Raw genomic sequence first — 14,798 nt, forward strand, 5'->3', positions numbered from 1 at the left:
CGTCAGCGGGCGTCGTTTGGGTAGCTTACCCCCAGCTGGGAGCGCACCCCGTCGAAGAGCCGCATGGTGTTGAGGGAGTCCTCCAGGGGCATCACGGGACTCTCCGCGAGGTCCTGCTGGATGCAGCGCGTCACCTCGCGCAGTTCATAGCTATAGCCGCGCCCAACGACGTCGAAGGACTCGATGCGGGGCTCGTCGAAGCCAACCCGAACGAGCAGCTCCTTCGGGTTGTTGATCGAGCCGATGGACTGCAGGAATCCCTTGCTGCCGGCCACCGTGGCGGTCCGCGGGCCGTACGCCAGCAGGGACGAGGTCAGCTGCGCCTGGGCGCCGTGCCGGTAGCCAAGGGTCAGCGCATTCTGGGCGTCCACGCCGTCCTCGTTCAGCCAGCCCGTGGCGCTGACGGTCGCCGGGAAACCCAGGGTGCCCAGGGCCCAGAGCAGCGGGTAAACGGTGAGGTCAAGCAGCGCGCCGCCGCCGTCGTTCGGAGCCCATAGGCGCGAGGTGGGCGAATACGGTGCCGGGAATCCCAGATCCGCCGCTACCCACTTGACGTCGCCGAGCTCGCCGGACGCCGCGATCTCGAAAGCCCGCTGCATGCCCGGCAGGAAGCGGCTCCACATGGCCTCCATCAGGAACAGGCCCTTGACCCGGGCCACGGACACAAGCTCGGCGGCCTCGCGTGCATTGACGGTGAGCGCCTTTTCGCACAGGACGTGCTTGCCCGCGTTGAGGGCTGCCAGCGCGATGCGGTGATGGTGGGCGTGCGGGGTGGCAACGTAGACGACGTCGACCGCGTCGTCGGCGAGCAGCCGCTCAAAGCCGCTGCGTCCGTCACCGTCTCCGTAGGCCCGGGCGAAGCCGAAATCGGCTGCGAACGCATCGGCGCCCGGCTGGCTGCGCGAGCTGACTGCGTAGAGCTCGGCATCGGCCAAGAGTTCCAGGTCGCGGGTCACCGCCGCGGCGATGCCTCCCGTGGCGATGACCCCCCAGCGCAGCCGGGCACCGGTGGCGGTGCGGGGATCGGAGTCCGGCTGGCTGAACAGCCAGGGCGTGGCGATGTGGGCGGTCATGGTGCCATCCTCTCACCCGGGCCGGCGGTGTGCGGGACTGCGCCGGCCCGTGCCGGGGACAGCGTCCGGGGCCGTGCCCTGACGTTAGGCGGGAGTCGCGGCGCTGAGCCGGCTGCGGGCCGCCTCCTCCGTCAGCCGGCCCTGCTGGAGCCGGAACCGCCGGTCGGTCTTGTTGGCCAGCGAACGGTCGTGCGTGACCACCAGGATAGTGGTGTTATGGTCCCGGCTGAGCGAGCTGAGGAGCTCGATGATGTGTTCGCCGGTCTGTTCGTCCAGGTTGCCCGTTGGTTCATCCGCGAGGATCAGCGCGGGGGAGTTGGCAAGTGCCCGGGCGATGGCCACCCGTTGTTGCTCCCCGCCGGAGAGCCGGTTAATGCGCCGCCCGTGCTTGTCCGGATCCAGCTGCACCTGCTCGAGCAACGCCCGGGCCCGCTCCAGGCGCGCAGCCCTGCGCACCCCGGCAAACTCCATTGGCAACATCACGTTGTCCGCCGCGGAAAGGTTGGGAATCAGGTTGAACTGTTGGAACACAAAGCCGATGTCCCGACGCCGGTACTCGGTGAGCCTGCTGTCCGGCATGTCGGCCAGGCTCACGCCATTGACCAGCACGTCGCCGCTCGTTGGTTTGTCGAGGGCGCCAAGCAGGGACAACAAGGTGCTCTTGCCGCTGCCGCTCTTGCCGACGATTGAGGCCAAGGTGCCCTGCTCCAGCGAGAAGCTGACATCGTTGACGGGTTTGATGGTGCGGTCGCCGGAATTGAACGTCCGGACCAGGTTCTTGACTTCGATCATGGCTATTCTCCTCGGAGGACTTCGATGGGGCGGATGCGGGCCGTAAGCAGGGCCGGGACCAGCGCCCCGACGATGGCGACACCAAAGACTGCGGCAATGCCCGCGGCAATAACGCCGGGGGAGGCGCTCGCGGTCACGGAGGTCAGCAATTGGCTGGCCCCGCCGACGGGGTCGCCGCCGGGGAATCCGCGGGCCCCGGCGCGCGGGACGGGGGTGGCCGCGGCGGTGCTGTTGGAACTGATCAGTGCGCTGGCGATGCCGCCGCTGGCGAAGGACGCGACGGCGGCGCCCACCACACTGCCCAAGGCCACAAGAACGAGTGCCTCCAGCACAAACTGCAGGCCGATGGTGCGGTTCGGTGCGCCAATGGCCTTCAGGACACCGATTTCCCGGCGGCGCTCGCGGACCAGCATGACCATGATCAGCAGGATGATCAGCCCGGCGGTGGCCAAGGCCGCCACGAAGGCGATGAGGGAGATGTTCTTGACGCTGCCCAGTGAGCTGACAGCGGTTTCGAGGTTGCGCTGGCCCTGGCTGACATCCGCCTTATCGGTGCCGAGCGCAGCCTGCAGCGCTGTCTTGGCGGCGTCGACGTTCTCCAGGGAGTTGACGGTGACGATCATGGTGGAGAGTTCGCCGGGAAGTTCCGCGAGGGTCTGGGCGGTGGGGAGAGTGAGGTAGAGGGCGTTATTGCCGAAGGCCGTGCCGGCATCGAACAGGCCAGTCACGGTGAACGTCTGGTTGTTGATGGTGAATGCGGAACCGACCGTAAGGCCGTTCTTCTCGGCCAGGGTGGCTCCCAGGAGGGCGCCGGTGGAGGCGGCCGTATAATCGCCGAGGCCCGTGCCGCCGGTCAGTGCAAGGGCCTTGCCGGCGGTATCGACTTCGGCTCCGATGCCGGTGGCGGTGACGGGCACGGAGAACGCCGGTGCCGTTGCTGGACTGCTGCCCGTTGCGGCCTGGTTGCGGGCGCCGAGGGTCCCGGCGTCGATGGCTGCCTTAAGGCTTGTGGTAACGGTCGTGGCGGACCGGCCGCCCGGGCCGCCTTGCCCGCCCGGGCCTCCTGTCCCGCCTTGGGCGGCGGCCGCCTCGGCGTTGCGCAAACGGAGTGCCTTGGTGCCCACGACGGTGCTTACATTGGCCACTGCGGCCGCGGTCGTGGCTTGTTCAGCGGTGAGCGGCTCGCCGCCGCCTTCGAAGCCCTGGCCACCGGCGGGGTTGATTGTCAGCACGGTGCCTACCGAGGCATTGAGCGACGCTCACGTGACTCCTAGGAAAACTCAGTCCGGCCCGAGCGGCCGGAGGATGAGACCACACTGGTACTCGCTGCTGTGCAGTTCACCCGCCGGAGCTATGGATCTGCTGTGAAGCCCGCCGCCGGCCGCTGGCATGAGGGCAGCAAAAAGCCCCGGCCCGCCGTCAGGCGGAGCCGGGGCTCAATGCTGGATCAACGAATGAACTACTTCGTCAGCGGCCCGAGTACCGGATCGTCGGTGTAAGCAGTCTTGACGTTTTCCTTGGTCACGATAACCGGCTCCAGCAGGAACGCGGGAACTACCTTGACCTTGTTGTTGTAGGACTTGTCGTCATTGACCTCAGGCTTTTTGCCGGCCTGGAGATCCTTGACCATGGTGATTGCGTGCTCAACGAGCTTGCGGGTGTCCTTGTTGATGGTGGAGTACTGCTCACCGGCAAGGATGGACTTGACGGATTCAACTTCCGAGTCCTGGCCGGTGATGACCGGGAGCGGCTTGCCGGCGGCCTTGACCGAGGTCAGGACTGCGCGGGCCAGCGTGTCGTTGGGGGAGAGCACACCATCCAGGGTTGCCGAGCCGTAGCTGCCGGTCAGCAGGGTGTCGGCCCGCTTCTGGGCGTTCTCGGCCTTCCAGCCCTGGGTTACGGCCTGTTCGAACGAGGTCTGGCCGGAAAGGACCTTGAGGGTGCCGTCGTCGATTTTCGGCTTGAGCACGCTCATGGCGCCGTCGAAGAAGACCTTCGCATTGGCATCATCCGGGGAACCGGCGAACAGTTCGATGTTGTACGGGCCTTGGGGCTTCTTGGCCTTCATACCGTCCAGCAGGGCCTGGCCCTGAAGTACGCCGACCTTGAAGTTGTCGTAGGCCACGTAGTAGTCCACGTTCTCGGTGTTCAGCAGCAGCCGGTCATACGCGATGATCGTAGCGCCGGCGTCCTTGGCCTGCTTGAGCTGGGTGCCCAGCTGTGCACCGTCGATGGCGCCGACGATGATGACCTTGGCGCCCTTGGTGACCATGGCGCTGATCTGGTTCTGCTGCTCGGACACGCCGCCGTTGGCGAATTGCACATCTGCCTTGAAGCCGGCGCCGTTGAGGCCGTCGTTGAACAGCTTCTCGGCCAGGACCCAGTTCTCGGACGTCTTCTGCGGGAGTGCGACGCCGATCGAGGATTCCTGCGGGAATCCGCCCGCTGCCCCGGAGGTTCCGCCGGTAGTGGCGGTATCCGTGCGGCCGCAGGCCGTCAGCGCCAGTGCTGCGATAGCGGCGATAGCCGCTGCCTTTCCTGCTTTACCAATCAGTTGCATTGCTTGGTTCTCTTTCTTTAGATGGGGTGCGGAGAATCGTGGTGGAGCGGATCAGGGGGAGAACTAGGCGCCCTTGGCGATGACCTCTTTGGTGGAGGTGGTCTCGTCGGGTTTGATCTCGTTGTTGCGGCCGAAGTTTTTCATCATCATTCCGATGAGCGATTTTTTGCCCTGCGTCTTGTTGTAGACGTCGAAGGCGACGGCGATCAGGAGCACGAGGCCCTTGATGATCTGGGTGAGGTCCGCGCCGACACCGAGCAGCTGCAGGCCGTTGTTCAGCACCGCCATCACCAGGCCGCCGACGATCGAGCCGATCACGGTGCCGACGCCGCCGGTGACGGCCGCGCCGCCGATGAAGACGGCCGCGATGGCGTCAAGTTCCCAGCCGACGCCGTCGAACGGGCCGGAAGCGGTGGAGCGGCCAACGAAGATCATGCCGGCGAGTCCTGCCAGGACGGACATGTTCATCATCACCAGGAAGTTGACCTTCTTGGACTGCACCCCGGAGAGCTCGGCCGCATGGCGGTTGCCGCCGACGGCGTAGACATGGCGGCCGATGATTGTCTTGGACGAGATGAAGCCGTAAATCAGGACCAGGACGGCAAGGATCAGCCCCGGGATCGGGAACGAGGTGCCGGGCCGGCCGGTCGCGAACAGGTACGTGGCGTACAGGATGGCGCCGCAGATCAGGACCAGTTTGGTGACGGTCACCCAGGATTCGGGCACCTCGGCGCCCAGGGCCTTGGCCTTGCGGCGGGAGCGGATCTCGCTGATGATCACGAAGGCCACACCGGCAAGTCCCAGCAGCAGGGTCAGGTTGTTGTAGCCGGTGTTGGGCCCGAACTCGGGCAGGTAACCGGAACCGATGTACTGGAAATCGGCGGGGACCGGGATGGTGTTGGACTTGCCGACGAACTGGTTGAAGCCGCGGAACAGCAGCATACCGGCCAGCGTGACGATGAAGGCCGGGATCCCGACGTAGGCCGTCCAGAAGCCCTGCCAGGCCCCGATCAGGGCACCGAGCAGCAGTCCGAAGAGGACGCCGAGGTACCAGGGGATGCCCCAGTCACGGATCATGAGGGCCACGCTGACGCCCACGAATGCCGCGACCGAGCCCACCGAGAGGTCGATGTGGCCGGCGATAATCACCAGCACCATCCCGATGGCGAGGATCAGGATGTAGGAGTTGCCGTTGAAGAGGTTGATGACGTTGCCCGGGGTGAGCGTGCGTCCCTCGGTGAAAATTTGGAAGAAGACGATCAGTGCAACCAGGGCGAAGATCATGCCGAATTGGCGGGTATTGCCGCCAAAGAGCTTCTTGAGCGCGTTCATTGTGTCAGTCCTTGTGGTCCGGAATGTTCTGGATGGTCCAGAGTGTCAGGCGGTCTTGCGGGCGGAAGTCATGAGTTTCATGAGGCTTTCCTGGCTGGCTTCGTCCTTGTCGAGCACACCGGTGATGGCGCCCTCAAAGATCGTGTAGATGCGGTCGGAGAGTCCCAGGAGTTCGGGAAGTTCCGAGGAGATGACGATGACGCCCTTCCCCTGGTTGGCCAGCTGCTGAATGATGCCGTAGATCTCGTACTTGGCACCGACGTCGATCCCGCGGGTGGGCTCGTCCAGGATCAGCAGGTCCGGGTCGGTAAACATCCACTTCGCCAGGACAACCTTTTGCTGGTTGCCGCCGGAAAGCTTGGCGACGCCTTCTTCCACGGAGGGCGCCTTGGTGCGCAGCGACTTGCGGTACTGCTCGGCGACGCTGAATTCCCGGTCGGCATCGACGATGTTGTGCTTGCTGACCTTCTTAAGTGCGGCGGAGACCGTGGTGGCCTTGATGTCATCGAGCAAGTTCAGGCCCAGGGACTTGCGGTCCTCGGTGACGTAGCCAAGACCGGCGTCGATGGCCTGCTTGACGTTCTTGAGGTGCAGTTCCTTGCCGTCCTTGTACACCTGGCCGGAGATAAAACGACCGTAGGAGCGGCCGAAGAGGGACCGTGCCAGTTCGGTGCGGCCGGCACCCATCAAACCGGCGAAGCCAACGATTTCACCGCGGCGGACAAAAAAGTTGGAGTTCTTGCAGACGAGTCGGTCCTGGATCTGCGGGTGCCCCACATTCCAGTTCTTCACCTCGAAGAAGGTCTGGCCGATCTTGGGCTCGTGGTCCGGGAACCTGGATTCCAGGGTCCGGCCCACCATGCCCTTGATGATGCGGTCTTCATCGACGCCGTCGGCCTTGACGTCCAGCGTTTCGATCGACTTGCCGTCGCGGATGATCGTAATGGAATCCGCGATCTGCTCGATCTCGTTGAGCTTGTGCGAAATGATGATCGAGGTAATGCCGCGGCCCTTGAGGCCGAGGATCAGGTCCAGCAGGTGCTGGGAGTCGGATTCGTTCAGCGCCGCGGTGGGCTCGTCCAGGATGAGGAGCTTGACTTTTTTGTTGAGCGCCTTCGCGATTTCCACGAGCTGCTGCTTGCCGACGCCGATTTCCTTGACCGGTGTGTCCGGATCCTCGCGCAGGCCGACCCGGGCCAGGAGTTCGATGGAGCGGCTGCGGGCCTCATCCCAGTTGATGACCCCGCGCCTGGTGGGTTCGTTGCCCAGGAAGATGTTTTCCATGATGGAAAGCTCCGGGATCAGCGCGAGTTCCTGGTGGATGATCACAATGCCGGCCTGCTCGCTGGCCCGGATGTCCTTGAATTCCTGGACTTCGCTCTGGTAGACGATGTCCCCGGTGTACGTGCCGTGCGGATAGACGCCGGAGAGTACTTTCATCAGGGTGGACTTGCCGGCGCCGTTTTCACCGCAGATCGCGTGGATTTCTCCCGCCTTCACCAGCAGGGTCACCTCGGCCAATGCTTTAACGCCGGGGAACTCTTTGGTGATGGAGCGCATCTCGAGGATTATCGGATCGCTGTGCGTGTTGAGGGACGTCATCTGCCCTTACGCCTCCAATGCATGACTTCGTTGTCCGCCCCTGCAAACCGCAGGGCCGTCTGATGAAAAAGTAAACTGGATCACAGGCGTTGTCGTCAAGTCTTTAACGCAACAGCCCGATAACAAAAATCTCAATTCCGCCGGATTCCGGCGTGCTGGAAGACCAGCGCGGTGGCACCGAGGGCTTCCGCGCGGCCACCCAGGGAGGACATTGTCAGGACAGTTGTCTCGCCGACCACGGGTACCGCGTGCCGGACCAGGCCCCGGCGGATCGGGTCCAGCAGCAGTTCCCCGAGTTCCGCCAGCGGGCCTCCCACCACGATCACTTCGGGATTGATCAGATTGGCCACGTTGCCCAGGGCGCGGCCGGCGGCGAGGCCGGCGTCGTCCACCACCCGCAGGGTCGCGGAGTCCCGGGCGAGGGCCTTGCGGACAATGTCCTCCGGGGTTAACGGCTTGTCCTCGCCGCGGCCCAGGAGCTCGATCATGGTGGTGGTGGAGGCGATGGTTTCCAGGCAGCCGCGGTTCCCGCAGCGGCAGACCAGCCCGTGCTCATGGATGGTCGCATGGCCGATTTCACCGGTGATTCCCACGTTGCCGTAGTAGGGCATCCCGTTCAGGATCAGCCCCGCGCCGATGCCGGAGCCGATCTTGAGGAACATCAGGTTGTTGATGCCCGTGTGCGGACCCCAGGTGACTTCCGACAAGGCTCCCAGGTTGGCGTCGTTGTCCACAAAAACCGGGAGATCCAAGGCTTCCTCGAGGCGCTGCAGGATGTTGATCCCCACCCATTCGGGCAGGATCGCACCCTGCACCACAGTCCCCGTCCGGCGGTCAATGGGGCCGGGGATGCCGACGCCGGCGCCAACCACCGCGCTGCGTTCCACGCCGCTGTCCGCCAGGAGCCGATCCAGGAGTCCGACGGCGGCTTTGATGCCCTCCTCGGCGTGGTGCCCCAAGGGCAGCAGTACCGATTCCTCGGCGATGACGTGGTAGCTCAGGGACGCCAGGACCACCCGCAGGTGCCGGCGGCCGAAGTCGATGCCAACGGCGACGGCGCCGTTGCTGTTGAGCCGGACGTTCAGGGCCCGCCGGCCCGAGCTGGTGATCGGTTCGGTGGAGGCCAGTCCGGCGTCCTGCATGATCTTGACAATATTTGAAACCGTGGCCGTCGACAGGCCGGTTTGCCGCGCGAGTTCGGCCTGGGTGGAGGGGCCGGCGAGCAGGCATTCAATGATCCGCTGCTGGTTCAAATGCCGGAGCGCGGATTGTGATCCCGGGTTTTTGGTTCGGCTCCTCGTTGAGCGAGTTGGTGGTGGCATAAAATGAAGCGTGCCGTATTTGCATCTTGTAGTCAAGAAGTTAACGCATGGCAGCTTGGAGGCCGGGGCGAACGGCTGACCACCGGCCCCGCGCAGTGCCGGTGCCCTGGGCCGGGGGCGAGGGAGGGGGCATTCCGCCCCACTGCTGCACCCTCCGGGCCGAAATGCACCAGGGCGGCAGGGGCGCCGCGTCGCTACGCTGGGAATGCGAGAGTCCGCCGCAGAGGGCGGGCCCCGGACGCTGAGGTGGTAATGGTGCTACTGGCCCTGATGCAGGCGAATGCTGCCGTGCTGGACGTAGAAGCGAATTGCGCTGCGGTGGATGCGGCTGCCGGCGCGGCTGCTGCGGCCGGCGCCGGGCTGCTGCTTACGCCCGAGCTTTTCCCGGTGGGGTATGCGCCCCTCCGGCTGCGGGCGGAGTTCGACCCTGCTGCGCTGCCGGCCATCCGGAACGCCCTCGCAGGGATCGCCCGCAACCACAGCATTGCGCTGGTTTTCAGTCTTCCCGCGGTCACGGCGGCAGGGGAATGGCAGATTACCTCCACCCTCGTCGATGAGAACGGCGAGGAGCTCCTGAGTTACGCCAAGGTGCACCTCTTCGGCCCGGCGGAGAACCAGGCATTTGTCCCGGCCCGGGCACGTCCCCGGGTGGTGGATTTCCGCGGCTTGAAGATCTCGATGGTGATTTGCTACGACGTTGAATTTCCGGAGGCCGTCCGCGCAGCCGCCGCCGCCGGCGCTGAACTGCTGCTGGTGCCGACGGCCCTCGCTGCCGGGTTCGAGTCGGTGCCGCAGCTGCTGGTCAGGGCGCGGGCACTGGAAAACCACGTGACGGTGGCCTACGCCAACCACTCCGGAACCGAGGACGGCTGCGACTTCCTGGGCGGCAGTGTTATTGCGGCACCGGATGGCTCGCTGCTGGCGTCGGCCGGAACCGCGGCCCAGTTGCTGTTCGCGGAACTGCCCGCGCCGGGCAGGGCCGGGCACAGCGTCGACTATCTCGGTGACCGCCGCCCGCAGACCTACCGCTCCTGGGGCAGCTGACCCGGACCGGGCGCTAGGTGACGCCAGGATCGGGGGAGTCAGCCGCCATCATGCCGGCGGGATCGTGAACGTACTGCAAGGCAAACCAGAGCTCCGCCCGGGCTTGGGCGGCGTTGAGGTCGAGGTCCAGGAGCTCGGCGAGGATGCCGATCTGCCGCCGGACGCTGTTGCGGTGCAGGCCCGTCGACTTCGCGGTGGCATCCCAGCTGCCGTTCGCGCCAAGCCACGCGCGGAGGATCCCAATCAGGTTGTCCCGGCGCTCCGGTTCCAGCGCCAGTACGGGGGCCAGCAGCCGGGTGGCCAGGAGGGTCCCCGCCTCCTTGCCGAGCAGCCCTTCCACCGACCACGTCACCTCATCGACCCGGACGCTGGTTCCGGTGGCCTCGACGCGGCCGCGCAGGGACGAGGCCTGACGGAAAGCGTTTGACAGTCCGGACAGTTCGGTCGCGCTCCCGACCACAAGGCGCCAGCCGAGCCGCTCCACACCGGCCAGCACGCCGTCGTCGACCTTCAGCCTGGTAATGGCGGCAAAACCGTCGTCGGTGATCTCCACGAGCTTTGTATCGAACATCCTGCGCCACTCCAGCAGCTCCCGGACGGGACTGTCGCCGGCACGACCGGCCCTGCCGGCCGGGCCGTCCGGGGCCGCGGGGGCAGGCCGGACGCCAAGAACCACACGCAGCTGGCCGGACCGGGTGGAGGAAATGCTCTGCGCCAGGAGGTCCTTGAGCCCGTTGAGCTGGCGGGTGCCTGCCGTCGCCAGGCTTTCCGGGTGCAGCAGCAGCGCCGTCGCGAGCTGGCTCGGGGCCAGCGAACCGCTGGTGCGCTGTCGTACCAGCAGTTCCAGGAGCCCGACGGCGGTGGAGACGACGCTGTTCTGGGCCGGAGTCAGCGGCGCGCCGGTGCCCAGCACCAGCGCGCCCAGATTGGCGTCCCGGGTGCTGCGCAGGGGATAGCCGAAGACCAGCTCAGACCCGGCCGTGCCGAATGAGTCCAGCTCCACACGCGGGCCGCTGCCGGCGAGCAGCCGCGCCAGCAGGGGCTGCAGCGTTGCCATGTCCGCGGCCGGTGTGGTGCCCGCTCCCGGCGCTCGGGCGGATCCGCGGGCGCGCAGCCGGCCGTCGGACCCCACAAGCGCCGCCCACACGGGCACCTGCTGCACCAGCGCGGCCAGGAGTTCGTGTTCCGGCCGCGCCGAGAGCACCGCTCGCATCAGCTGCCTGTTTGTGTCCGCGAGCTGCCGGAACGTGGTGGCGTTGTCCGATTCCAGCAGCTGCGAGAACTCCAGTCCGACCGCGGCGAAGGGAACAGTCTTCGGCACGGCCACAAGGGTCAGGTTGTGCCGCCGGCAGGCCAGGACCACGGCTTCCGGGACAGTGTCGAAATAGGGTTCCAGGCCAAAGCCCAGCGCGCAGACGCGGGCGGCAACCAGCCGCTGCACGTAGGCGTCCGCGAAATCCTCCCGTCCGCCCCCGCCCAGGAACGGAAGGCCGGCGGTGAGCAGGAACTCGCCGTCGAGCAGATACGGGGTGGGGTCCGCCAGCTCGCTCGGCTCCACCCAGCGAAGCCGCTCCGAGCCGTTGCCGCCGTCATAAAGGACTTCCAGCTCCGGCGGCAGCTGCTGCAGGAACCGGTCCAGGGTGACAAAACCCAGGCGCTCGGAGCCGTCAGCAGTCACGGTTGCCATCGGCGCCCCGAATCTGGAACGGTAGTGCATAAAGTCTCATGAATGAATACTCTAGGTCATTTTGCACATCCGTGAGAGCTGGCTCACACGCTTACGCTGGAGCCGGGGAAATTACCACTACTGCAGAACGGACGTCGACGATGACTGTGCCAACCCTTATGGGAGAACGGCCGCCGGCCACAACAGGCCGGCCCGGGCTTGCGGCGCAGCTGCTCCGCCGCAAGCCGATCGGACAGCTCGTCAGCGAAGCGGAAACCGGCCACGGCGGCACGCGGCTGGTCCGCAGCTTCGGTGTGCTGCAACTGACGATGATCAGCGTTGGCGCCACCCTCGGAACCGGCATCCTGGTGATCCTGGGCGAATCCGTCCCGCTGGCCGGTCCGGCCATCTGGATCTCCTTCGCCATCGCCGGCCTCGCCGCGCTGCTCTCCGCCGTCTCCTATGCCGAAATGGCCGGGATGGTCCCCGCAGCAGGATCGAGTTATTCGTACACCTACGCGACCATGGGCGAAGGCATGGCCTGGATCTGTGGCTGGTGCCTGGTGCTCGAATACGCTGTTTCCGTGGCCGCCGTCGCAGTCGGTGCCGGCCAGTACGTCAACGAAGCCCTCGCCGTCTTTGGCCTGGCCCTGCCGGATGCTCTTTCGCAGCCTCCCGGCGACGGCGGAGTGCTGAACGCGCCGGCGATCCTGATTGTGGTCCTCGCCATGGCGCTGCTGGTCCGAGGCGCCAAGGAAAGCGCAGGGATCAACACGGCAATCGTCCTTATCAAGGTGGGCATCCTGGTCTTCTTCTGCGCCGTGGCCTTCACGGCATTCAACGGCGCACACTTCGAGCCGCTGATGCCGATGGGCGCTGCCGGCGTCTCGGCGGCAGCCTCCCGGGTCTTCTTCTCCTACATCGGCTTCGACGCGGCCTCCACGGCCGGCGAGGAAGCCCGCAATCCCAAACGCGATCTGCCCAGAGCCATCCTGCTTTCGATGCTGATTGTTACAACCATCTACGTGCTCGTCGCCGTCGCAGCGATCGGCGCACGTCCCTGGGGCTGGTTCGATGGCACCGAAGCCGCCCTCGTGAAAATCCTGGAGGAGACCACCGGCCAGCCCTGGGTTGGGCTGGTATTCGCCGTCGGGGCCGTGCTGGCCATCGCCAGCATCGTGCTGACGGTACTCTACGGTCAGACCCGCATCCTGCTCGCGATGGCAAGGGACGGTATGGTCCCCAGGATCTTCGGCCGTGTCTCGCCCCGAACCGGCACCCCGGTCGCCGGGACCCTGATTGTCGGCGTCGTCGTCGCCCTCACGGCAGGCCTCGTCCCGCTCGGCGCCCTGGCGGACGCCACCAGCATCGGCACGCTTTTCGCTTTCGCCCTGGTCAACGTCGCCGTCATCTACCTGCGGCGCAGCCGGCCGGAACTCAAAAGGAGTTTCCGCGTTCCCCTGTTTCCGCTGACGCCCCTGCTGGGCGCCGCGATGTGCGGCTACCTGATGCTCAACCTTGGCGCCGAGACCTGGGTGGTCTTCGGGCTCTGGATGCTGGTGGGGCTGGCCGTCTACTTCGGCTACAGCCGCAGGAACTCCCGGGTGGCGGCACTCAGCTCCGCGGAATACCGTGAACTATCCGGCGCAGCCCCCGCCGACACCACTTCCGTCCCGAACCGATGAAAGCCAGCCACTTATGACAACCGCCACAGAACTGCCCGCCCCGGGAACCACAACTCCGGACTCCGGAGTCCAGGCTCCCATCACCATGCTGAACCCTGACTTCCCGTTCAGCTACGACCATTACCTGGCCCATCCGGACGGACTGGGCGCCATCCCGGAAGAGCTGTACGGGACCGAAGTGGCAGTAGTGGGCGCCGGCCTTTCCGGGCTGGTGGCGGCCTACGAGCTGATGAAACTGGGCCTCCGGCCCGTCATCTACGAGGCGGACAGGATCGGCGGGCGGCTGCGGACGGCCACCTTCCCCTCGGCCGCCGGCGTCGTGGCCGATCTGGGCGGGATGCGCTTTCCCGTCTCGGGGAAGGCTTTCTACCACTATGTGGAGATGCTCGGGCTGGAAACCCAGGAGTTCCCGAATCCGCTGGCCGCTGTTACCTCCAGCACCGTCATTGAGCTGGCGGGCAAAAAGTACTACGCCAGCACGCCCGCGGACCTGCCGCCGTTCTTCCGCGAAGTCGCCGATGCCTGGAAAGCTGCCGTCAACGACGGCGCCAAGTTCAGCGAGATGCAGGAGGCCATCCGCGCCCGGGACACCGCCCGGATCAAGGAACTGTGGAACGCGCTGCTGCCGCTGCTGGACGAACAGACCTTTTACGGATTCATCGCCGGCAGCGAATCGTTCAAGAAGGCCGGCTTCGCGCACCGCGAGGCCTTCGGCCAGGTGGGCTTCGGCACCGGTGGCTGGGACACGGACTTCCCCAACTCCATCCTGGAGATCCTGCGTGTGGTGTACACCGATGCCGACGACGCGCACCGGCTTATTGCCGGCGGAGCGCAACGGCTCCCGGACGCGCTCTGGGAGCATGCGCCGTCGGGCATGGTGCACTGGCCCGACGGGACGTCACTGGCATCGCTGCACGCAGGCGCCCCCAGGGGCGCCGTGGACAGGATCGCCCGGGACGGCAACAGTGATTTCCGGATCCGGGAACGGTGGGGCCGGGAGGCCGCCTATCCCGCTGTTATCAGCACGTGCCAGTCGTGGCTGCTGTCGACGCGGATCCACACCGAGGAAACCTTGTTCCCGGCAGAATTGTGGACTGCAATCGAGCGCTCGCACTACATGCAGTCGTCCAAGACCTTTGTGATGGTCGACAGGCCGTTCTGGAAGGACATTGATCCCGCCACCGGCCGCGAAGTGATGTCCATGACGCTTACGGACCGGCTGAACCGGGCCACCTACCTGCTGGACAACGGGCCGGAGAAGCCTGCGGTGATCCTGCTCTCCTACACCTGGAATGACGACGCGCTCAAATGGCTGGCCCTGGACGCGGACCAGAGGACGGAACTGATGCTGCACTCGCTCGCGCAGATCTACCCGGGCGTGGACATTGCCAGCCACATCGTGGGCCAGCCCATCACAGTCTCCTGGGAAGCGGACCCCAACTTCATGGGGGCCTTCAAAGCCAACCTGCCGGGGCACTACCGCTACCAGCAGAGGCTGTTCAGCCACTTTAAGCAGGATCAGCTCCCGGAGCAGCAGCGGGGCATCTTCCTGGCTGGGGACGACGTGTCCTTTACTGCGGGCTGGGCCGAAGGCGCCGTTACCACCGGGCTGAACGCGGCCTGGGGAGTCGTCCGGCACCTCGGCGGGTCATCGGCCGCCGGCAACCCGGGGCCGGGCGATCTGCTGGCGGAATTGGGCCCGATCTCCCTGGACTGAGCTCC

The 14,798-nt window shown here is 65.9% G+C and carries 10 protein-coding genes and 1 pseudogene; 3 read left to right on the forward strand and 8 right to left on the reverse strand.

From position 1 onward, the window contains the following. Positions 1 to 2: 2 nt before the first annotated feature. The 7 genes and pseudogenes from QK287_RS02550 to QK287_RS02580 form a co-directional block, all read right to left on the reverse strand. Positions 3 to 1,073, reverse strand: coding sequence for a Gfo/Idh/MocA family oxidoreductase (locus QK287_RS02550; protein ID WP_282359076.1), 1,071 nt, complete (start codon positions 1,071 to 1,073; stop codon positions 3 to 5). Positions 1,074 to 1,157: 84 nt separating this feature from the next. Beyond that, on the reverse strand, positions 1,158 to 1,865 hold the full coding sequence (locus QK287_RS02555; protein ID WP_253033425.1) for an ABC transporter ATP-binding protein: 708 nt from the start codon (positions 1,863 to 1,865) through the stop codon (positions 1,158 to 1,160). A 2-nt stretch (positions 1,866 to 1,867) separates the two neighbouring features. After that, positions 1,868 to 3,118 (reverse strand): annotated as a pseudogene (locus QK287_RS02560) (FtsX-like permease family protein); the annotation flags it as partial. 206 nt (positions 3,119 to 3,324) lie between these two features. Beyond that, complete coding sequence (locus QK287_RS02565) at positions 3,325 to 4,425, reverse strand: sugar-binding protein (protein WP_282359079.1); 1,101 nt, start codon at positions 4,423 to 4,425, stop codon at positions 3,325 to 3,327. A gap of 63 nt (positions 4,426 to 4,488) precedes the next feature. Beyond that, positions 4,489 to 5,757: a multiple monosaccharide ABC transporter permease gene (mmsB, locus tag QK287_RS02570; protein ID WP_282359080.1), complete on the reverse strand. Its 1,269-nt coding sequence runs from the start codon at positions 5,755 to 5,757 to the stop codon at positions 4,489 to 4,491. A gap of 45 nt (positions 5,758 to 5,802) precedes the next feature. Beyond that, on the reverse strand, positions 5,803 to 7,359 hold the full coding sequence (mmsA, locus tag QK287_RS02575) for a multiple monosaccharide ABC transporter ATP-binding protein (protein ID WP_226774049.1): 1,557 nt from the start codon (positions 7,357 to 7,359) through the stop codon (positions 5,803 to 5,805). A gap of 131 nt (positions 7,360 to 7,490) precedes the next feature. Next, the gene (locus tag QK287_RS02580; RefSeq protein ID WP_226774048.1) at positions 7,491 to 8,681 is read right to left on the reverse strand and encodes an ROK family transcriptional regulator; all 1,191 of its coding nucleotides are present in this window, start codon (positions 8,679 to 8,681) and stop codon (positions 7,491 to 7,493) included. 252 nt (positions 8,682 to 8,933) lie between these two features. On the opposite strand from QK287_RS02580, the gene QK287_RS02585 reads away from it, so the two are divergent. After that, positions 8,934 to 9,725 carry a nitrilase-related carbon-nitrogen hydrolase gene (locus tag QK287_RS02585; RefSeq protein WP_226774047.1) on the forward strand — a complete coding sequence of 264 codons (792 nt, stop codon included), beginning with the start codon at positions 8,934 to 8,936 and terminating at the stop codon, positions 9,723 to 9,725. Between the two features lie 13 nt (positions 9,726 to 9,738). Here QK287_RS02585 and QK287_RS02590 read toward each other — a convergent pair whose 3' ends face one another. Further along, positions 9,739 to 11,412: a PucR family transcriptional regulator gene (locus QK287_RS02590; RefSeq protein ID WP_282359082.1), complete on the reverse strand. Its 1,674-nt coding sequence runs from the start codon at positions 11,410 to 11,412 to the stop codon at positions 9,739 to 9,741. Positions 11,413 to 11,552: 140 nt separating this feature from the next. On the opposite strand from QK287_RS02590, the gene QK287_RS02595 reads away from it, so the two are divergent. Both QK287_RS02595 and QK287_RS02600 read left to right on the forward strand, forming a co-directional pair. Beyond that, the gene (locus QK287_RS02595; protein WP_282359083.1) at positions 11,553 to 13,076 is read left to right on the forward strand and encodes an amino acid permease; all 1,524 of its coding nucleotides are present in this window, start codon (positions 11,553 to 11,555) and stop codon (positions 13,074 to 13,076) included. Between the two features lie 13 nt (positions 13,077 to 13,089). Beyond that, a complete protein-coding gene (locus tag QK287_RS02600; protein ID WP_282359085.1) occupies positions 13,090 to 14,793 on the forward strand; it encodes an NAD(P)/FAD-dependent oxidoreductase in 1,704 nt (567 codons plus the stop codon). Positions 14,794 to 14,798 lie beyond the last annotated feature (5 nt).

The sequence above is a fragment of the Arthrobacter sp. AL05 genome (assembly GCF_029960715.1).
Lineage (GTDB): Bacteria > Actinomycetota > Actinomycetes > Actinomycetales > Micrococcaceae > Arthrobacter.